Genomic DNA, 18,027 nt, shown 5'->3' on the forward strand with positions numbered 1-18,027 from the left:
GGCGCCATGCAACGCTTCATGCTCTACCACCAGACCGAGGGCGGCCTGCTCACGGTCGCGCCGGACCTGTCCGCCCCGGACGTCTACCGGGATCTGCTTTTTGTGCGCCGCCCGGAAGACGTCTTCGGCCATGTGCCGGCGGACGAGGACGGGCTCATCCTCACGCGGGGCGAGGTCTTCTACTCCACCTGCGGGGTGGTGGAACCGGCGGCCGTGCGCAACCGGTCCATCGGCAACGGGAACATGGAAAACGCCTGCTGGAGTCCCGATCCGCGAAACGCCACCCCGGAATACGTGGGCGTGCGCTTCGACCAGCCGGCCCGGGTGACCGGCTTCCAGTTTGCGACCAATGTCTCGAACGCCGTCAACTGCCCCTACGGGGCCGGCCCCTGCGGCCACCCGACCAGTTTCGCCCTGGAAGGTTCCAACGACGAGGCCAATTGGACCCGGCTCCTCACGATGACGGACTTTACCGGCATGCGCGAGGCCCACCAGAGCCCCTTTCCCACGGAAAACGCCTCGTGGTGGGCCGACGGGGTCTTTCTCTCCGACCGTATGGACATTGCCGACAGCCACTACTTCCTGGCCTACAGGCTCGTGGTCTCGGCCTTCAAGCCGGACATCCACGGCAACTACAGCATCGTGGAACTCGTCCTTTACGGTGGATTCTAGGGCCGTTCCGGTTCGCGCGGCCACAACCCGTTTGACAACACTTTTTCCTCGCAGGGGGTGCCCATGGATGCCGTGACAGGACAAGGCCCAGGACCGGTTCCCGCCCTGGTGACGCCGGCCGTGCGCGAGGCCCTCCGGGCCGCAAGCGTCGGGGCCGGGGCCGACGTTTCCGGCCGGGTCGCGCCGCCGGGGCCCTTTGCCGGCCTGCGCGTCCGCCTCGTGCCGGACGGGGACGCCGCCCTTCCCGGGAGGCCCCATGCCCGTCCTTGAAGACTACCTCTTTTCCATGGAGGCCCTGCCCGAGGAGGTGGTCCACGGCTCGGGACTGGCCCCGCTGTGGCTTTGCGCCTCGGGCACCGGCACCTGCGGCGTGACCACCGCCGGAGACGGAATCCGCCTGCCGCTCCCGACCGTATCGGCCGCCGGCTCCTGGCGGCCCATAGGCGTTTGTCCGCTTCCGCTGCCGGTGGCCGGGGCCGGGACTTATGGCTGGCATCCGGCCTGGGGCGGGATCGACCTGCCGGCCCTGGCCGCCCTTGGCCTGGCTTCGCTGCCGCTTCGGGTCGAGGCGGCCCTCACGTCCCTTTTCGCCCTGGCCGGGGCCGGGGCCGGGGCCGGCATCGGCTGGCCGGCCATGGCTTCCCTGGCCGGGACCGGAGCCACGGGCGGGGCCAGCCTTCCGGCCTGGATCGGCCAGGCCACCTCCGACCTGGACCGGCGGGGCGGGGCCTGGTGCGGCCTGCCGGTCCTGGCCGCCAAGGGGCTCGATTGCAGCCTAGCCAGTCCGGTCACGGCCGGCCTCGGCTCGGAGGCGGTGGTCCGGCTTCTCTGCCAGGGCGACCCGGACATGGCACTGGCGGCCCGGGCCCTGGCCGGCGGAGCGGTCGGGGTGGCGGACGACGACGCCGTGGCCGGGGCCCTGCTGGCCGGGGTGGCCGCGTCGCTCGCCTACGTCGAGGACGGCGGGGCGGGGGTGGACGTCTGGACCTGTGCGCTCGCCACCTACTTTCGGGGCTCCGGCGACTGCGAGGACGGGGCGATCCTGCTCCACGGCCTGCTCCTGGCCGCCGGGTTGCCGGCGGACCGGCTGGTCACGGCCTTTGGCCGGGTGGGGATCGACCGGGTGGGGCACTCGTGGGTGGCCTACCGAAGGCTGAGCGACGGCCGGTGGACGGCCCTCGACTGGACACTTGGCGCGTCGCAGGGGCCGGTGTCCGGCCTGCCTGTCCTTGGCGAGTCGGCCTTTTTCGCCGTGGTCGACTACGCCCTGACGACCGGGGCCTTTTTCTCGGTGCGTGAGGACGCGGCCGTCTTTTTCGCCCGGTCCGAGGCCGAGGGCGTCGTCCTGCCCCGGATCACGGTCGCGGCCGCAGGCTCGCTCGGGGCCCGGGGTGGCGTGTCCCTTGCGCCCGGCTGGCTGGTCTGCCGGGCCGTGACAGGGGCGGCCGGCGACTGCCGGTGGGTCCGGGCCGGGGCCACGGGCACGGCCGGATCGGTCGTTGGCGCGGCGACGGTGCCGGTTCCGGACATGCTCGCCCTGGCCGGGGCCGTTGGCCTGGCCGGGATGGCGACGCCCGAGGTGGCCGGCGCCGGCGGCGGCAACGGGCGGGCCGGGCTGGCCCTGCCCCGGGCGGCCTGCTCGGGCGCGGCCACGGTCGCGGCCCTGGTCGCCGGCCGTCTGGCCCTGTCCCGGGCGCGGGCGGCCAGCACGGGTCTTTGCGGCCTCCTTGGCGGCGGCGTGTGCCGCCTGCCCCGGCCCCGGGCGGTCGCCACCGGCCTGCCCGGCCTGACGGGCGTCGTCGGGCCGGACGGCATGGTTTTGCCCGTGCCGTCCTGCCTGGGGCACGACGGCCTGGGTGGGCAGGGGACGGGACAGGCGGCCATGGCCGGATGTATCGCCGAGGGACGGGGCCGGGCCGGCGGGGCAGGCCTCGGGGCATACGTGTTTGCCCGCGCCAGCGGGGAGGAGTGGACATGAGCGGCATCGGTTTTTCCCTGGAACTGGAGAGCGGGGCCCTCACCTGCCTGGCCGGGCCGGCCGTGGTCGCGGCCTGCCGCCACGGCGGCCGGACCGTGGTCTCGGACGGAGCCCGTCTCTACCATTTGGGCGGGAACGACGACGACGGCGCGGCCATTCCCTGGCGGCTGGCCCTGCCGGCCACGGACGGCGGCCTGCCTGGGCCGAAGAGGCTCACGCACGTGGCCCAGGAGGGGACCCTTGGCGGCGAGGCGGCGGTGGCGGCCGCAAGCGAGGCCGGTGCGGCCCTTGACGGCGTGGCCGGCCCGTCCGGAGAACCCGGCCTGCCCGGCCGGGCCGTGGCCCGGCTCGGTCGCGGCTCTGGGACCACCTGGCGGGTGGCCCTGGCCGGAACCGACGGCGGGGCCCTCGATCTCGGGGCCGTCGTCCTTGCCCTCGTGTCCCTGGACCGGAGGCCGGCGTGAACGCGGATTTTCGGCCGACCGTGCGCCTGCGGTTTGATGGCGACGCCGACGCCCTGGCCGGCCTGCGGGGGACGGCTTTGCGGGAACTTGACGCCATGCGCCGGGAAAACGTCTTCGATCTGCCGGTCTACGGCCGCCACCTGCGTCTGCCCGGCGGGGAGGCCATCGTGTGCAGCCGGATCGGCCTGCTGGAGACGGTCACGATCCGGGCCCCGGGAGCGGGGGAGCGGCGTCCGTCCGGCCGGACCGCCTTGCCGGCCCTTCCCGATCCGGAAGGGTATTTTTACGCCATCCCCGGCTGCCTGGCCCGGTACGAGGGCCTGTCCAGCCTCGGCAACGCCGTCGAGGACGGGCCGCTCGCCGGCTGGACCGTCGGTCTTGGGGCCGACGTCGCCGTGGTCACGGCCTCCCGGGCCGGGCTGCCCGAACCGCCGGGCCTGCCCGCCGCCGGCATCGGCCGGGAGCTTGGCGTCTTCGTCCTGCCGGGCGGCGCGGCCTCGGGCCTGCTCTTTGGCCGCGACCACATTCCGGACGCGGCTCCCTTTTCCGTCAGCTGCCTGGTCCGGCTGCGGGAGCCGCTCGCCTATGACGACACCTACGACGCGAGAGGCGTGCTGAACCCGTTTCGGGCTTATTTCCTCCAAAGCGCCGACGGCCGGGACTTCACCTGGGACTGCCCGGGCAGCATTTCGCCGCTTCTCGGCTTCTGCTCGCCCCACCTCCACCCGGACTGGGTCGAGATCGTCACCTATCCCTGGGCCCCGTGGAACCAGGATTTCGCCGCCAACACCGAACTTCTCGCCGGGGCCAAACGGGCGGACACGGCCTGCCCGGGCGCGCCGCCCCTGGCCGGGGAGGCCTACCGGGACGCGGTCGGAAACGCCTATCCCCACCCGTCGGGCTTTGTCGTCGGGCTCCAGGCGGCCGGGCTCTTCGTCTACAACGGCAACCGGCTCCTCGGGGCGCGCCTGTCCCACTTCGAGACCCAGACCGGCTATGTCCCGGCCCTGTCCGACCCCCTGGAGTGCGGCGTGTGGCACCACGCGGTCCTGACCCACGAGGCGGACGGCGCGGTCACCTTGTACCTGGCCCGCGAGGACCGGGCCGAAGCCGACGCCTACGCCGGCGTCCAGCCCCTTTGCGCCATGGACGCGGCTTGCACCTGGCAGGCCAGCGGGGTCAACGCCTGGACCCTTCGCAACGGCCGCACCGGCCAGGCCATCGGCGCCTATCGCATGAATCCGGCCATGGACGTGGCTTTGCCCCGTTTCTTCGACTACGCCCTGTCCCCCGGCCAGGCCTCCCTGCTCCAGCTCGAGGCCCTGGCCGGACTGTTCGTGGCCGACGACCACGAGGTGGCCCGGGCGGCCGGCGCCGGACTGACGCCGATCATCATCGAAAAGGAGGCCTTATGAGCGATTCCACCGGCGCGGCCGGCATCGTCCGCAACAAGTTCGACACGGCCCAGAACTACGCCAGCGACGCCTGGACCTCGGCCATCGCCTTCCTGGAGCGCCTGGGCGGCGTGGCCCGGCTGACCTATCCGTCCGTGGACCTGCCGGGCCTGCCCGACCAGCCGGAATACGCGGCCGTGCCGGGCGCGCCGGCCCTTGCCGCCGTGACCCTGGCCCCGGTGGCCGGGCCACGGGTCCCGGACCTGACGGCCCTGGCCCTCGACGGCCTCGACCTGCCCCGGTTCGACGTGGCTCCGCCGGACATCGTCCTCCCGGGCGACCCGGACCCGGCCTGGCCCGACGCCCCGGGCCAGGTGCCGAACCTGCCGGACGTGGAGCTTCCGGCCGATCCGGCCCTGACCCTGCCCGAGCCGCCGGTCTTCGAGGCCATTGCCATCCCGGAATTGCCCGGCCCCATCACCCCGACCTTCGAGGGCGAGCGGCCGCCCATGCCCGAGCTGCTCGTTCCGGGGAACCTCTTCGTCCTGCCCCGGGAGGCGGCCTACGATTCGCCGCTTCGGGCCGCCCTGGCCGACCGGCTGGCCACGGAACTGGCCCGGGGGGGGGCCGGCTTCGGCCCGGAGTTGGAGCGTGACCTCTGGGACCGGGCCGGCCGTCGGGCCGAGGCGGCGCTGGCCGCGCGCCTCAAAGAGCTCTCCGACGGCTTCGCCGCCCGGGGGGCCTTTGCCCTGTCCGGCCCCCTGGCCGATCTCCTGCGCCAGGCCTACGCCGACCATGCCGACGCCTTGGCTGCGGCCAACCTGGACATCCTGGCCAAACAGGCCGAGCTGGCCGGGCAAAACGGGCGGGCCGCGGTGGACCAGGCCCTGGCCCTCGAAGCCCAGAACATCGAACTGTTCAACCAGGCCGCCACCCGGGCCTTTGACGGGGCCAAGGCGTTGGCCCAGTACGGCTACGAGGCGCTCAACGCCGAAGTGGCCGTGCACAACGCCCAGCTGGCCCGCTACCAGGCCGACGCGGCCGTGTACGAGGCCCGCATCCGGGCCGCCCTGTCCGACCTCGAGGCCTACAAGGTCCGGCTCGAAGGGACCCGGCTCTCCGGCGAGGCCCAGAAGCGGGCGGCCGACCTCTATCTGGCCGAGCTTTCCGGGGTGACGGCCCTGGTCGGGCTCTACAAGGCCCGGATGGAGGGCGCGGCCGCCAAGTCGGCGCTTAACCGCGACCGTCTGGGCGCCTACGAGGCCCAGGTCCAGGCCTATGTGGCCTCGGTCAACGCCAACACCGCCCGCTACAACGCCCATGCCGCCTCCGTGGCCGGCCAGGAGGCCAAGGCCCGGGTCTACGCCGAGCAGGTCCGGGCCTTTGGCGAGCGGGTGGGCGCGGCCAAGGCCGAGGCCGAGACCAGGCTGGCCCTGGCCACGGAGGAAAACCGGGTCAGGATCGAGGCCCAAAAGGCCGACGTGGCCCGGTTCGAGGCCGAATTGCGCCAGGCCCAGGCCCAGGCCGAAGTCCTGCAAAAGGACAAGGAGCTGGCCCTTCGCGGCTACGAGGCCGGGCTCGCGGCCCGGCAGGCCGAGGCGGACCTCAAAAGCAAGGACCACGCCGCCCGGATCGACGCCTACCTCAAGTCCGCCGAGGTCTCGATCAAGGAGGCGGACATGCTCCTGCAAAACTCCCTTGGCGAACTGCGCCTGGAGTCCGAGAAGATCCGCTCCGGGGCGCAAGTCTCGGCCCAGATGGCGGCCAGCGCCCTGGGGTCGGTCAACGCTTCGGCCCAGATCGGCTACAGCGAGTCCCTCGGCCAGCGCACCAACACCTCGACCACCGAATCGGTCCAGCGTTCGGTCAGCGAAACCACCTCCAAGTCGAACGGCTTCCGGGAAAGCTACAACCACAACTACAACTACAAGGTCTAGCCGGCCCGGCGGCCGATCCCCCGACCCTTTCGCCCGAACCATCCAACCCCGGGAGGGAACATGGCCAACCTGCTGTACCCGGCCTTCAAGCGGTCCCTGGGCAACGGCTTTTTCAACCTGAGCGCCGACCCCCTCAAGTGCGCGCTCCTCAAAAGCACCTACCTGCCGGACGCGGCCCATGCCGTTTTTGCCGACGTGGCCGGCCACGAGGCCTCGGGCGACGGCTACACGCCCGGCGGCCAGGCCCTTTCCGGCGTCACCTGGACGGTCTCTGGCACGGCCTGCGCCCTGGACGCGGCCGATCCGGTCTGGACCGAGGCCACGGTCACGGCCCGGTATGCGGTTGTGTACGCGGCCAAGACGGCCGGCAGCCTGGCTGATCCGCTGGTCTGCCTCCTGGATTTCGGCGCGGACAGGGGGGTGACCGGCGGTATCTTCACCGCCGTCTTCGATGCCGCCGGCATCCTCGGCCTGGAGTAGCAGGCCATGAGCGGACCATGGGCGGATCGGAATGTGGCCTGGGTCGATTACGACGCGGCCTGGCAGCCGAGGACGGCCCGGGCCCCGCTCGGCCGGGCCGGGGGAGCCCTTTGGGCCGGACCGGTCCGGGCGGCGGCCGCCGCCTCGGTCCTGGTGCGGACCCTGGCCGGTATTTTTGTCGTCAACCCGTGCGGAATCGACCAGCCCGGCCGCAAGCCCCTGCGCCTGGCCTCGCCCGTGGCCAGGCAGGCGAGGCTGGCCTCTCCCGTGGCAACGGCCATCCGGTCGGCCTCGCCCGGGACGACCACCGTGCGGCTCGCCGCGGCCGTGGAACCAGAAAAACCGTGAGGTGGATATGGCAGGGACCGTCTATCAAGGCGACGTGGGACTCGAAATCGTCCTCGACTGCGGCTGCGACGTGAGCGGGGCCGTGGGGGCGGCCGTGGCGGTGAGGACGCCTTCCGGGGCGGTGGTGGCCTGGCCGGCGGAAACGGCCGCGGCCGGCGGCGGAGGCGTCACCTGCCTGCGCTGCCTGACCCGGGCCGGCGACCTGGCCGAGGCCGGCACCTACCGGCTCCAGGCCTCCCTGACGCTTGGCGGCTGGACCGGGCGTGGACGGACCGCGATCCTCGTCGTCAAACCGAAATTTTCTTAAAGGAGCGACCATGGCCATTTCCGCCACCTACGTCGATGCCGCGACGTTTTCGGCCACCTATGACGCGGCCGGGCAAAAGGACCTGCGCAGCCAGTGCGCCCCGGGGGTCAGGATTCGGGCCGATTGCGGTCCGGACGGCCTCCGGTACGGCGTGGTTGCGGCCGTCGCCTACGCCGACCCGGTGACCACCATCACCCTCGCCGGCGAGGGGCTCACGCCAAACCTGACGGCCTTCGTGCACGGCAACGACACGCCCGGGAGCCTGCCGGACCACGGGCACACGCCCGCCGCCGTCGGTCTCGGCAGGGTCACAGACGACGCCCAGGTCCGGCGGGACGAAAGGGGCCAACCAGGCGGCGTGGCCACCCTGGGCCCGGACGGGCTCGTGCCGGCCGGGCAGCTCCCATCCTCGGTCGATGCCACGGCGGTCCTGCGGCTGGTGGCCTCGCTCCCGGCCCACTACGCCCGGTCGTCCCTGGCCGGTCTGGCCGGCGCCGACGCGGCCGGCCGCCGGTCCCTGGCCCTGCCCGGCCGGATCACGGTCAACGTCAATGACTCGGGCTATGCCCTGACGGGCCTGCCGGCCATGGACCTGAACGCCGCGGCCAATTGGGACGCCGTGTCTCCGGACTACACCGATCCGGCCAACCGGGCCGGCAAGGATTTTTACGTCTACGCCTGCGCCAGGGCCGACGGAACGTGCAAGCTGCTTTTTTCCGCCAACGCCACCTTCCCCGCCGGCTACGACGCCGCCACCTCGCGCAAGATCATGGGGGTTCACTGCCTGTGCCTGTCGGTTGGGACCATCGACGGCCATGCCCTGTCCGGTTTCGCCACCGGGGACATCCTGCCGGCCAGCCTCTGGGACCTCAAACACCGCAGCGCCGGCGACCAGGCCGGGCGGGTGTACAGCCCCGTGGCCGGCGGCAGGTGGGGCATGATCTACCTGCCGTCGGTCAGCGGCGGCAGGCTGGTTTCCGCTTACGGCGGGACCATCGCCTTGGGCGACACCACCCCGGCCTTCCATTGGTTCAAGTTCGCCCAGTGGCTCGGGGCCCAGGGCGAGCGCCCCATGACCCAGACGGAGTTCATGGCCTTTTCGCTCGGCAGCAACCAGGGCACCACCCTCGGCGGCACGGTCAAGCCGGCCACCACCGGCGGCCACGCGGATACCAACGGCCGCCGCATGGTCTCGGACCTCGGTTGCGAAGACTGCTGCGGCGTGTTGTGGCAGTGGGGGGCCGAGGCCGGCGGCGGCGTCGCCGCGGTGGGGTACGTCAACGCCTGCGACGCCAACGACAGCGGGGTCGCAGGGTATCGCAGCCAGGAGCCCAACCGCATCGTCATGGGCGGCGTGTGGTCCTTCAGTACTCCGGCGCAAGCCGGTTCGCGCAGTGCCAACTGGGTGAACGCCCCGCTGTCGTTGGGTGCCAACACGACGACACGCGGCGTCTCGGACAACCTGACCGGCGGGATATAGGCGGCTTTTGCCGCGCAGTCCCGGGTCAGGCGTCCGGCCCATGGCCGGCGGCCCCAGGGGCCGTCTTGAGCAACAGCCGGAAATGGCCTATTGCCGGGCCGTCGGGCCGCCTCTCCCGGGAGGCGGGCCACGGCCCGGGGGAGGCATGGACAAGCCGCGCATCATGTTCGTGGACGACGACCAGGAGATCCTGGCCGCCTATGCCCGCGCTTTCCGCAAACGGTACGCGGTGGAGGTGGCGGCCGGGCCCGAGGTCGGGCTCGACATGCTGCGGGCCGGCCTGCCCGTGGCCGTGGTCGTTTCGGACCTGCGCATGCCGGGCATGGACGGCGTGGAATTTCTCGGCCGGGTGCGCGAGATCCGGCCCGAGGCCGTGCGCATCATCCTGACCGGGTTCGCCGACATCGGCGTGGCCATGGCCGCGGTCAACAAGAGCAAGGTCTTCAGTTTCCTGACCAAGCCCTGTCCCGAGGCGGACCTGGAGGAGGCGCTGGCCGCCGCCCTCCGCCAGTACCAGCTGCTGGCCGCCGAAAAGGAGCTCTTGCGCGGCACGGTGCGCGGCACCATAAAGCTCCTGACCAACCTGCTCGAGATGGTCAATCCCGAGGCCTTCGGCAAATCCTCCCGGGTCAAGCGCCTGGCCGTGGACCTCGGCGCCTACCTCGGGGTCGAGGACGCCTGGCGGCTGGAGCTGGCCGCCATGCTGTCCCAGATCGGCTGCGCCGCCATGCCGGCCGAGAGCCTGCGCCGGGCCTACCGGGGCGAGCCCCTGCCCGGGGACAAGGCCTACGAATTCGCCATGCATCCCCGGATCGCGGCCGATCTGGTCTCCAACATCCCGCGCCTGCGGGAAGTGGCCGAGATCATCGCCTACCAGGAGAAGCGCTACGACGGCGGCGGCCTGCCGCCGGACGGGACGAGCGGCGAGCGGATTCCCCTGGGCGCGCGCATCCTCAAGGTGGCTCTCGATTTCGACACCCTGGAGGCCCTCTACCGCTACAAGCGGCAGTCGGCCAATCCCGTGGCCGAGGCCCTGGACCGCATGGGCGACCGGGAGGGCTGGTACGATCCGGACGTGTTCGGGGCCCTCCAGTCCCTGGCCACCCTGCCCGACGGGTTCGAGCCGCGCCTGGTGCCGGTCGAGGAACTGGCCCCGGGCATGCTGCTCGACCAGGACGTCCTTGACCTGAAAGGCGAACTGGCGCTCAGCCGCGGGCTCGAACTCAATACGGTCTCCATCCGCCGGCTGGCCGGGCAGGCCGGGCAAACGGGGAAAAAGGCCCGCTGGCGGGTGCTCGTGCCGCCGGCGGAAAAGCTGGCCTTTGCCAAAATCCTTGATGGATAGGCGGATTTAGGCCAAAGGAAAGCGGAGGATTCCCAAGGGTTCTCCCAGGCCGCGCTCCCTGGCCGGGACGGCAGCACCGCGACCGGCAACCACCAACCAGGCGCCCGCATGGAAGCATCCCCCGCCATCCCAAAGGAACTCCTCGGCAAACCGGGCGAGCCGTTTCGGGGGGTCTTTTCCACCCAGACCCAGTCCGTCATCGGTTTCGGCGCCACCAAGCGCAAGGTGAAGCAGAACATCTTCGTCTTTGCCGAAGAGCAGGCCGACGGGTCTTTCAAGGTCAGAAGCCTCAACAAGCATTTCATCCCCACCGGCAAGGCCAGGACGCTCGGCAAGGACCAGCTCCTGTCGGAGTACCTTCCCGAGCCCGACCTCTACATGAACAAGGTCGTGCCCATGATGCGCCAGGTCCGCGAGACCGTGGACGCGGCCGACCAACACCGCTCCCAAGCCGAACTCATGTCCGCCGAGTTCGAATACAAAAACGCCCTGCGCGTGGACGAGGAGCACATCCGGGCCACCTTCGGCCTCGGGCTCACCTACCTGGACCGGGGCGAACTCGACAACGCCAATCTGGTCTGCCGGCGCATCATCACCCTGGAAGCCGCCTTCGGCGAGGAGCACAAGCACCTTTTCAACGAATTCGGCATCAAGATGCGCAAGCACAAGATGTACGCCCAGGCCCTGCGCTACTATTTCAAGGCCTACCGCCTGACCCGACAGGACGACCACCTGCTCTACAACATTTCCCGGACCTATTACGAAAAGGGCAAACTCCGGCTGGCCAGGAAGTTCCTGGACATGGCCCTGGCCATCAACCCCGGCTTCGAAGAGGCGGGAGGGCTTTCGCGGGCCATCGAGAAGAAGGCGGAGCAGGAGGGGCGTTTCCCGGACCTCTCCGTGCGCAAGGGTTTTGACGCCTGAACCGGCGGCCCGCCGGGCCGCCCGAAAAGGACCGGCATGAGCTTTCTGGGTCGATTTCTTGTGGAGCAGGGGGCCATCACCGAGGAACAACTCGCGGGGGCCCTGCGTTTCCAGCGGGAACACAACCGCCGCATCGGGGAGGTGGCCGTGGACCGGGGGGTCCTCTCGCCCGCCCAGGTCCTGGCCATCCGGGACAGGCAGCAGGAAGACTCCAGGCTTTTCGGCGACATTGCCGTCGGCGATCGCCGGCTGACCCGGCGGACCCTGGACGAGCTCCTCTTTTTCCAGAAGGTCCAGCACACCTATCTCGGCGAGGCCCTGCTCCTTTGCGGGCATATCGACCGCGAACAGTACCAGGGACTCCTGGGCCGCCATGTCGCCATGCGCGACACGGCGCGGGTGAGCCTGCGCTACCTCCAGGAATTTTTCACGGAAAATCGGGTGGCCGAAACCCTCTTCGACGCCCTCGGCCGGGTCCTTTCGAGGCTGGCCGGCGAAGACCTGGCCATCGCCTCCATCGGCGTGCCCTTTGAGCCGGACCGCTACCCCGAAACCGGTGTCCTCAAGGGCGTGTTGCCGGACGGCCGCCGCCTGGCCGCGTCCGTCGGCCTGTCGGCGACCCTGGCCGCCCGGGTGGCCGGCGAAACCGGGGAGGGGTCCGGAAAAGGGCTGGCCGGGGTCTTTTTCCCGGCCGTGCTCCGGTATTTCGGGGACATGCTCCGGGACGCCTCCCTGTTCTTGACCGGTGGCCGGATCGTGCCGGGGGAGGCGTTCGCGCCGCCTCCGGAGGAGTCGCTTTTCCTGCGCTGCCAGGCCTCCTCGGGCGAGGCCGGGTGCGTGGTCTGGCTCGAGGAGGCCGCCCCATGAGCCGGTCCCGGTCCCGCTCCCGGGACCGGGCCGCGCCTGTCCCGGGCGGGCCCGACGCGCGCCTGCCCTTTTTCCAGGCGCTTTTCGAGTCCACGGACGAGGGCCTGTGTTTCCTCGGGGCCGACCGAAGGGTGGTGGCCGCCAACGGGGCCATGCGCCGGCTGTACGCGGGCAAGGATTTCGACGCCGCCGGGCCGTGCCCGGAAACCGGGAGCGCGGGCGAGGAGATCTGCGGCAACTGTCCGGCCGAGGCGGCGCTGGCCTCCGGCCGGACCGTGTCCCTGGTGGCCGAAACCGTGGGGCCCAAGGGAGAGCCCCGCCAGGTGGAAACCGTGTGCCATCCCCTGCGCGGGCCCGACGGCCGGGTGTTTGGCGTGGCCGAGATCGCGCGTGACGTGACCCGGCGCTTTGAGGCCGAACGGGACATGGCGGTGGCCACCCGGGACATCGAGATGCTTCTGGGCTCCATCCGCTCCATCCTGGTCACCCTCGACGACAAGGACCGCATCCGGCGGTTCAACGCCCGGGCCGAGGCCATTCTCGGCCTGACCGCCGGGGCCGTGATCGGCCGGGATTTTTTCGACGTGGGGCTCGCCTTCGACGGGGAGGCCGTGCGCGAGGCCGTGGCCGAGAGCCGGCGCACGCTTCTGCCCGTGCGCGTGGACGAGGTCCGCTGCCAGGTCCCGGGCCACGGCGAGCGTCTGCTTGGCCTGACAGCCAATCCGGTGCCCGGCCCGACCGGGACCGTCCCGGGCGTTCTGCTCCTCGGCCAGGACCTCTCCGAGATAAAGGCCCGGGAACTCAAGGCCGTCCATGCCCGGCGCATGCAGGCCATCGGCGGCCTGGCCGCCGGCATCGCCCACGAGATCAACACCCCCATCCAGTACGTGGGCTACAACGCCGGCTTCCTGGACGAGGCCTTCACCGACATCCTGGACCTGCTGGCCGCCTACGGCCGGCTGGCCGAGGCGGCCGAGGCGGCCGGCGGGGCGGACGGGACCCTGGCCGAGGCGGTCCGGGCGGTCCGGCGGGTGGAGGCACAGGTCGAGGTCGCCTACCTCCGGGACGAGATCCCGGCCGCCATCGCCAACAGCCGCAAGGGCATCGGCCAGGTGACGGAGATCGTTTCGGCCATGCGCCAGATGTCGCATCCCGGGACCGGGGATTCGATCTTTTTCGACTGCAACGCGGCCATGCGCGACATCGTCACCATCACGCGAAACACCTGGAAGCATGTGGCGGACGTGCAATTTGACCTCGCGCCCGAGCTTCCTTTGGTGTATGGTCTGCCGCATGAGGTTTCCCAGGTATTTTTGAACGTGGTCCTCAATGCCGCCCAGGCGGTGGAGGAACGCGTCAGCCGCGAGCCGTGGACCCGGGGCCGGATCGTGGTCACCACGAGCCGGACCGGCCAGGGGGTGGTGGCCGCGGTGGCGGACAACGGCCCGGGCATCGATCCGGCGGTCCAGGGGCGCGTTTTCGATCCCTTTTTCACCACCAAGGCGGTGGGCAAGGGCACGGGCCAGGGGCTGGCCATCTGTCAGGCCATCATGGTCCGCCACGGCGGGAGCATCGACTTTGCCACCCGCCCGGGAGAAGGGACCACGTTTTTCATCCGGTTTCCCCTCGAAAGGGCCGCAGACGGCTCGCCATGAGGATCATTTTGCCGGCTGGGGCGGCGGGGACTTGGCATCTATGGGCGCGAAACAGAAGATCCTTTTCGTGGACGACGACCCGGAGATCCTGGCCGCGCTGCGGCGCAGGCTGCGCCGCAAGTATGTCGTGGATACGGCCCTGGGGCCGATCCGGGCCCTGGAGGCCGTGATCGAGCGGGGGCCCTACGCCGTCATCGTCTCGGACCTGCGCATGCCGGCCATGGACGGCATGGAGTTCCTGGGCCGGTTGCGCAAGACCTGCCCGGACACGGTGCGCGTCATGCTGACCGGGCACGCGGACCTCAAGACGGCCATGGACGCGGTGAACACCGACCAGGTCTTCCGGTTTCTGGCCAAACCCTGCGCCGAGGAAGATCTCGACGAGGCCCTGGCCGCCTCGGTGGCCCAGTATCTCCAGGCCTCGGCGGAAAAGGAATTTCTCAAAGGGGCCTTGCGCGGCATCATCAAGGTCCTGACCGACCTCCTGGCCCTGCTCAATGCCGAGGCCCTCGGCCGGGCCACCCGGGTCAAGCGGCTGGTGGCCGACATGGCCCGCTACTGCGACGCGCCGGACGTCTGGCGCATCGAGCTTGCGGTCATGCTTTCCCAGCTCGGGGCCATGGTCATGCCGGAAGCCATGTTCGCGTCCCTTCGGGCCGAGGGGACGCTCGACGGGGACCGGGAGCGCCTGTTCGCCCGCCACCCGGCCATCGGGGCGGACCTCCTCGTCAACATCCCCAAGCTCGGCGAAGTGGCCGACATCATCCGCCACCAGGAGACGCCCTATGCCGGGGACGGCTCCGGCGGCCCGGCCGGGCCGGAGATTCCGCTCGGGGCCAGGCTCCTCAAGGCGGCCTTCGACTTCGACCGGCTGCTGACTTCCGGCACCGGCCGCGACGAGGCGCTCGCCGTCATGGCCGGCCGCCAAGGCCTCTACGATCCCAGGGCCCTCGAGGTCCTCGGCCTCCTGGCCGGTTCCCGCGAAGGCTACTGCCGGGGCGAGGCCTCGGTTTCGGCGTTGACCGCGGGCATGGTCCTGGAGGAAGATATCTGCCTCGGCACGGGCGAAAAGGCGGCCGTGGCCGGACAGGTGGTGGACCCGGGCCTGATCGAGCGTCTGCAGGGGCTCGGCATCGGCCGCAAGACGCCGGTCCGGGTGCTGACCCCGACGTCGGAGGAAGCCCAGTCGGGCATGGCCGATCCGGAACTGCTGGCGCTCTTGCGCCGGGTCCGCAGCTGCCCGACCGGCCGGTAGGAGAGAAGGCGCCATGTCCAATATGATGCGGGTGAAAGCCGACCAGACGGCCAAACGCTACGAGCGCCTGGTGATCGACTACTTCGCCGACGGCGGCATGGTCGTGGTGGCCAGCGACGACGAAAGCTTCGTGCGCCTGGTGAAGTTCACCCTGGCCGGGCTGCGGGTGGACGTCAAAAGCGTCTTCCGGGAGACGACCGACTACGACGAGGTGGTGGCCTTTGCCAACAAGGCCGTGGAGCGCCTCTCTTCCCCGCTGCTTCTCTTCCTCGAGCGCCGCATCCACAAGACCGCCTGCCTCAAGACCGTCAAGGTGCTCAAGAATTTCTACGGCGACCGGGTCCGGCTGATCGTGGCCAGCACCGAGGTGTCCCGGGACGAGATCGTGCTGACCCACGAGATCGGGGCGGACAGCTTCATCACCAAACCCATTTCGGCCAATGCCATCATCGAAAAGATCGCCTTCACCATCAAGCCCAACAACCAGCTTGGCGTGCTCCTCGACCGGGCCGCCGAACTGGTCGCTTCCGGCGACCTGGAGCAGGCCGAGCGGGTGACGGCCAAGGCCTTCGAGATCAAGCCCGACAGCCTCAAGTGCCACCTGCTCATGGGCGATGTGGCCCTCAAAAAGGGCGACCATCCGGCCGCGGAAAAGCACTACCTGGCCGCGGCCCGGGCCGAGAAGCTCTATATTGAGCCGCTCAAAAAGCTCGTGGACCTGTGCCGGGAGTCCGGGGAGCTCGACAAGCGTCTGGCCTACATGACCCGGCTCGACACCCTCTCCCCGCTCAATTTCGAGCGCAAGGTGGACATCGGCGAGGCCTACCTGGCCAAGGGCGACAACGAGAAGGCCAAGGTCTTTTTCGAGGAGGCGAGGCGGGTGGTCACCCGGGTGGCCTCGGACATGGTCAGCGAGTCGCTCATGGAGATCGCCCGCAAGATCGGGGACAAGGACCAGGACATGGCCCTTCGCTTCGTGACCGAGGCCATCGAGGCCAAGGGCGATTCCCTGGGCATAAGCGACCTGTGGATGTTCAACAACCGGGGCATTCTCCTGCGCCGCCAGGGGCTTTGGGCCGAGGCCGTGGAAAACTACCGCAAGGCGCTGACCATTTCGCCAAGGGACGGCGGCCTCCTCTACAACCTCGGCGTGGCCTACGCCGACGGCAAGCAGTACGACACGGCGGTCCGCTATTTCGAAAAGGCCCTGGAAGCGGATCCGTCCCTGGTCAAGCAGGCTCCGTCGGTCGGCTACAACATTGCCACCGCCCACCACCGCTGCCGCGATCTGCCCGAGGCGCGCCGGTTTCTGCAGGCCGCCCTGGACCTCGATCCCGGCTACGAAGCGGCCCGGCGGATGCTCGAACACCTGGCCGAGTGAGCCCTCCCGCCCATGTCCGATGTTGCCTGCCCCGGCCGTCCCGGCGGCCCCAGGGGCCCCAAGGGCTGTGACGCGGCCTGCCTTTGCCTGGCTGTCCTCCTCCTGCTCCTGTGCCCGGTCCGGCCGGACGCCTTTGCCGCCGCCGGTCCGCCCGAGAAGGCCGTGCTCGAGATGTGCGGGCCGTTCTCGGTCGAGCCGGGGCTGGCCGAACCCTGGCCCGGGGCCAAGGCCGTGCGGCCGGGGAGTCCTGTCGGGCCGGCGGACAAGGGCTTTGGCTGCCGTTTCACCCTGGCCGGCAAGCCGGGCGGCGGCCCGGTCCGGGTCGAGGCCCGGCTGACCCGGCCGACCGGGACCGGCCGGCCGGCGGTCGAGCGGTGGTTCGTGACGGCCCGGCGGGGCGAACCGGCCGTGGCCGCCTATGCCCTTTTCCCGCCGGGCCGGGCCACGCCCGGCGACTGGACCCTGGAACTTTTCGCCGGCGACCGGCGTCTGGCCGGGGAGACCTTCACCGTCCTCGCCGCTGTCGAGGCCGTCCCGCCGCCCACGGACCAGACCGCGCCGGAAAAATCCCCGCCGCCGTCCGATCCGGCCACACCGTCCGATCCGTCGGATCCGCCAGAGAGGGCCGATCCGGCCCTCCCGCCCGGTCCCGTCCCGGAACCGGCCCGGGCCATGCCGCCGCCGGCCGCGGGGGCCCCGTCCCCACCGGCCGATCCGGCCCCCCTCGCTTTGCCCCTGCCGGCCGCGCTCCCGGCCGCCCCGGCACCCGCTCCGGCCGCCGCGCCCATGGCCGCCGTGCCGAAGGTCGCCACGTCCCCGCAAGCCATGCTTCCGTCGCCCCCGGCCGTCGCGCCGACTTCTGTTCCGCCCGCCGGGCCGACACCCGTCGCCCGGCCCGTTCCGGCCGCTTCCCCTGCGCCGGCCAAAGCCGCTGCCGCGCCAGCCGGTCCCCCCGCGCCGGGGACAGCGAAAAAGGCCCCGGTCCGCCCCGCCCCGCCGGTTCCCTTCCGACCGGCTTCGCCGGCCGCTTTCCGGTCGGCCCCGGCCGGGCCGGCCGCGACCGCACCAGCCCCGGCCGGCCCGCTTCCGGTCGCCTCACCGCCGGCCGCGCCGGCTCCCGTCGCCGGGGACAAGGCCGGCCGGTCCGCCTATGTCCTCCAGACCGGCTTTTTCACCGAGGCCCCGAACGCCGAGGCCCAGGCCGCGCGGCTCCGTTCCCGGGGCATGCCGGCCTGTGTGGCCGTGGAAGGGCAAGGGGGCGGGCGGCGCTACCGGGTCCTGGCCGGCCGGTTCGGCGACGCCCGGGTGGCCGGCCGGGCCCGGGACGAGGTGCGAACCATCGTCGGGACCACGCCCCTGGTCACCCGCCTGGACGCCGGCCAACTGGCCGGCCTGCGCTGCCATTAGCGGGGAGGGGAGCAGAGAAGAGAAGAGAAAGAGAAGAGCCTCTGGCGGCCGGGGGGGATCATCCCCCCCGGACCCCCTGGAAGGGGTAGGGGCAAACGGCGGCCTGGATTCACGACGGTCGTTGGCGGGGGGG

Annotated in this window: 17 protein-coding genes; all 17 read left to right on the forward strand. The window is 71.2% G+C overall.

Annotation, left to right across the window (positions count from 1 at the left end; genetic code table 11):
* Window positions 1–6 precede the first annotated feature (6 nt).
* The 17 genes from DFW101_RS15040 (at window position 7) to DFW101_RS20190 (ending at window position 17,894) form a co-directional block, all read left to right on the forward strand.
* Entirely contained in the window at window positions 7–672 is a 666-nt protein-coding gene (locus DFW101_RS15040) for a discoidin/SUN/FTP domain-containing protein (protein ID WP_009182379.1), read from the forward strand.
* A gap of 63 nt (window positions 673–735) precedes the next feature.
* Window positions 736–942: a hypothetical protein gene (locus DFW101_RS15045; RefSeq protein ID WP_009182380.1), complete on the forward strand. Its 207-nt coding sequence runs from the start codon at window positions 736–738 to the stop codon at window positions 940–942.
* Entirely contained in the window at window positions 929–2,650 is a 1,722-nt protein-coding gene (locus tag DFW101_RS15050; RefSeq protein WP_009182381.1) for a transglutaminase domain-containing protein, read from the forward strand. The genes DFW101_RS15045 and DFW101_RS15050 overlap by 14 nt, the downstream gene beginning before the upstream one ends.
* Window positions 2,647–3,114 (forward strand): hypothetical protein, encoded by a 468-nt coding sequence (locus DFW101_RS15055; RefSeq protein WP_009182382.1) that lies wholly within the window; start codon window positions 2,647–2,649, stop codon window positions 3,112–3,114. The genes DFW101_RS15050 and DFW101_RS15055 overlap by 4 nt, the downstream gene beginning before the upstream one ends.
* Complete coding sequence (locus tag DFW101_RS15060; protein ID WP_009182383.1) at window positions 3,111–4,529, forward strand: hypothetical protein; 1,419 nt, start codon at window positions 3,111–3,113, stop codon at window positions 4,527–4,529. Before DFW101_RS15055 ends, DFW101_RS15060 begins: the two co-directional genes overlap by 4 nt.
* A complete protein-coding gene (locus tag DFW101_RS15065) occupies window positions 4,526–6,445 on the forward strand; it encodes a hypothetical protein (protein WP_009182384.1) in 1,920 nt (639 codons plus the stop codon). The genes DFW101_RS15060 and DFW101_RS15065 overlap by 4 nt, the downstream gene beginning before the upstream one ends.
* Window positions 6,446–6,505: 60 nt before the next feature.
* A complete protein-coding gene (locus DFW101_RS15070; RefSeq protein WP_009182385.1) occupies window positions 6,506–6,925 on the forward strand; it encodes a hypothetical protein in 420 nt (139 codons plus the stop codon).
* Window positions 6,926–6,931: 6 nt separating this feature from the next.
* Window positions 6,932–7,273: a hypothetical protein gene (locus DFW101_RS15075; protein WP_009182386.1), complete on the forward strand. Its 342-nt coding sequence runs from the start codon at window positions 6,932–6,934 to the stop codon at window positions 7,271–7,273.
* Window positions 7,274–7,280: 7 nt separating this feature from the next.
* The gene (locus DFW101_RS15080) at window positions 7,281–7,580 is read left to right on the forward strand and encodes a hypothetical protein (protein ID WP_009182387.1); all 300 of its coding nucleotides are present in this window, start codon (window positions 7,281–7,283) and stop codon (window positions 7,578–7,580) included.
* 10 nt (window positions 7,581–7,590) lie between these two features.
* Window positions 7,591–9,060 (forward strand): phage major tropism determinant, encoded by a 1,470-nt coding sequence (locus DFW101_RS15085; RefSeq protein WP_009182388.1) that lies wholly within the window; start codon window positions 7,591–7,593, stop codon window positions 9,058–9,060.
* Window positions 9,061–9,205: 145 nt separating this feature from the next.
* Window positions 9,206–10,405 (forward strand): HD domain-containing phosphohydrolase, encoded by a 1,200-nt coding sequence (locus tag DFW101_RS15090; protein WP_009182389.1) that lies wholly within the window; start codon window positions 9,206–9,208, stop codon window positions 10,403–10,405.
* A gap of 108 nt (window positions 10,406–10,513) precedes the next feature.
* The gene (locus DFW101_RS15095) at window positions 10,514–11,329 is read left to right on the forward strand and encodes a tetratricopeptide repeat protein (RefSeq protein WP_009182390.1); all 816 of its coding nucleotides are present in this window, start codon (window positions 10,514–10,516) and stop codon (window positions 11,327–11,329) included.
* Window positions 11,330–11,365: 36 nt separating this feature from the next.
* Entirely contained in the window at window positions 11,366–12,196 is an 831-nt protein-coding gene (locus tag DFW101_RS15100) for a cyclic di-GMP-binding domain-containing protein, MshE-related (protein ID WP_009182391.1), read from the forward strand.
* Window positions 12,193–13,851, forward strand: a complete 1,659-nt coding sequence (locus DFW101_RS15105; protein WP_009182392.1) for a PAS domain-containing protein — start codon at window positions 12,193–12,195, stop codon at window positions 13,849–13,851. The genes DFW101_RS15100 and DFW101_RS15105 overlap by 4 nt, the downstream gene beginning before the upstream one ends.
* 40 nt (window positions 13,852–13,891) lie before the next feature.
* A complete protein-coding gene (locus DFW101_RS15110) occupies window positions 13,892–15,106 on the forward strand; it encodes an HD domain-containing phosphohydrolase (RefSeq protein ID WP_009182393.1) in 1,215 nt (404 codons plus the stop codon).
* Between the two features lie 13 nt (window positions 15,107–15,119).
* Window positions 15,120–16,487 (forward strand): tetratricopeptide repeat protein, encoded by a 1,368-nt coding sequence (locus DFW101_RS15115; RefSeq protein ID WP_009182394.1) that lies wholly within the window; start codon window positions 15,120–15,122, stop codon window positions 16,485–16,487.
* 12 nt (window positions 16,488–16,499) lie between these two features.
* Window positions 16,500–17,894: an SPOR domain-containing protein gene (locus DFW101_RS20190; RefSeq protein ID WP_009182395.1), complete on the forward strand. Its 1,395-nt coding sequence runs from the start codon at window positions 16,500–16,502 to the stop codon at window positions 17,892–17,894.
* The last annotated feature ends 133 nt before the right edge of the window (window positions 17,895–18,027 follow it).

The sequence above is a fragment of the Solidesulfovibrio carbinoliphilus subsp. oakridgensis genome, from assembly GCF_000177215.2.
In the GTDB taxonomy this organism is placed as follows: Bacteria; Desulfobacterota; Desulfovibrionia; order Desulfovibrionales; family Desulfovibrionaceae; genus Solidesulfovibrio; species Solidesulfovibrio carbinoliphilus.

Bases quoted from the DNA above. Each gene is read 5' to 3' on its own strand.
- DFW101_RS15110 (WP_009182393.1), top strand. From the start codon at position 13,892: ATGGGCGCGAAACAGAAGATCCTTTTCGTGGACGACGACCCGGAGATC.
- DFW101_RS15115 (WP_009182394.1), top strand. From the start codon at position 15,120: ATGTCCAATATGATGCGGGTGAAAGCCGACCAGACGGCCAAACGCTAC.
- DFW101_RS15085 (WP_009182388.1), top strand. From the start codon at position 7,591: ATGGCCATTTCCGCCACCTACGTCGATGCCGCGACGTTTTCGGCCACC.
- DFW101_RS15070 (WP_009182385.1), top strand. From the start codon at position 6,506: ATGGCCAACCTGCTGTACCCGGCCTTCAAGCGGTCCCTGGGCAACGGC.
- DFW101_RS15095 (WP_009182390.1), top strand. From the start codon at position 10,514: ATGGAAGCATCCCCCGCCATCCCAAAGGAACTCCTCGGCAAACCGGGC.
- DFW101_RS15050 (WP_009182381.1), top strand. From the start codon at position 929: ATGCCCGTCCTTGAAGACTACCTCTTTTCCATGGAGGCCCTGCCCGAG.
- DFW101_RS15075 (WP_009182386.1), top strand. From the start codon at position 6,932: ATGAGCGGACCATGGGCGGATCGGAATGTGGCCTGGGTCGATTACGAC.
- DFW101_RS15045 (WP_009182380.1), top strand. From the start codon at position 736: ATGGATGCCGTGACAGGACAAGGCCCAGGACCGGTTCCCGCCCTGGTG.
- DFW101_RS15065 (WP_009182384.1), top strand. From the start codon at position 4,526: ATGAGCGATTCCACCGGCGCGGCCGGCATCGTCCGCAACAAGTTCGAC.
- DFW101_RS15100 (WP_009182391.1), top strand. From the start codon at position 11,366: ATGAGCTTTCTGGGTCGATTTCTTGTGGAGCAGGGGGCCATCACCGAG.
- DFW101_RS15040 (WP_009182379.1), top strand. From the start codon at position 7: ATGCAACGCTTCATGCTCTACCACCAGACCGAGGGCGGCCTGCTCACG.
- DFW101_RS15055 (WP_009182382.1), top strand. From the start codon at position 2,647: ATGAGCGGCATCGGTTTTTCCCTGGAACTGGAGAGCGGGGCCCTCACC.
- DFW101_RS20190 (WP_009182395.1), top strand. From the start codon at position 16,500: ATGTCCGATGTTGCCTGCCCCGGCCGTCCCGGCGGCCCCAGGGGCCCC.
- DFW101_RS15080 (WP_009182387.1), top strand. From the start codon at position 7,281: ATGGCAGGGACCGTCTATCAAGGCGACGTGGGACTCGAAATCGTCCTC.
- DFW101_RS15090 (WP_009182389.1), top strand. From the start codon at position 9,206: ATGGACAAGCCGCGCATCATGTTCGTGGACGACGACCAGGAGATCCTG.
- DFW101_RS15105 (WP_009182392.1), top strand. From the start codon at position 12,193: ATGAGCCGGTCCCGGTCCCGCTCCCGGGACCGGGCCGCGCCTGTCCCG.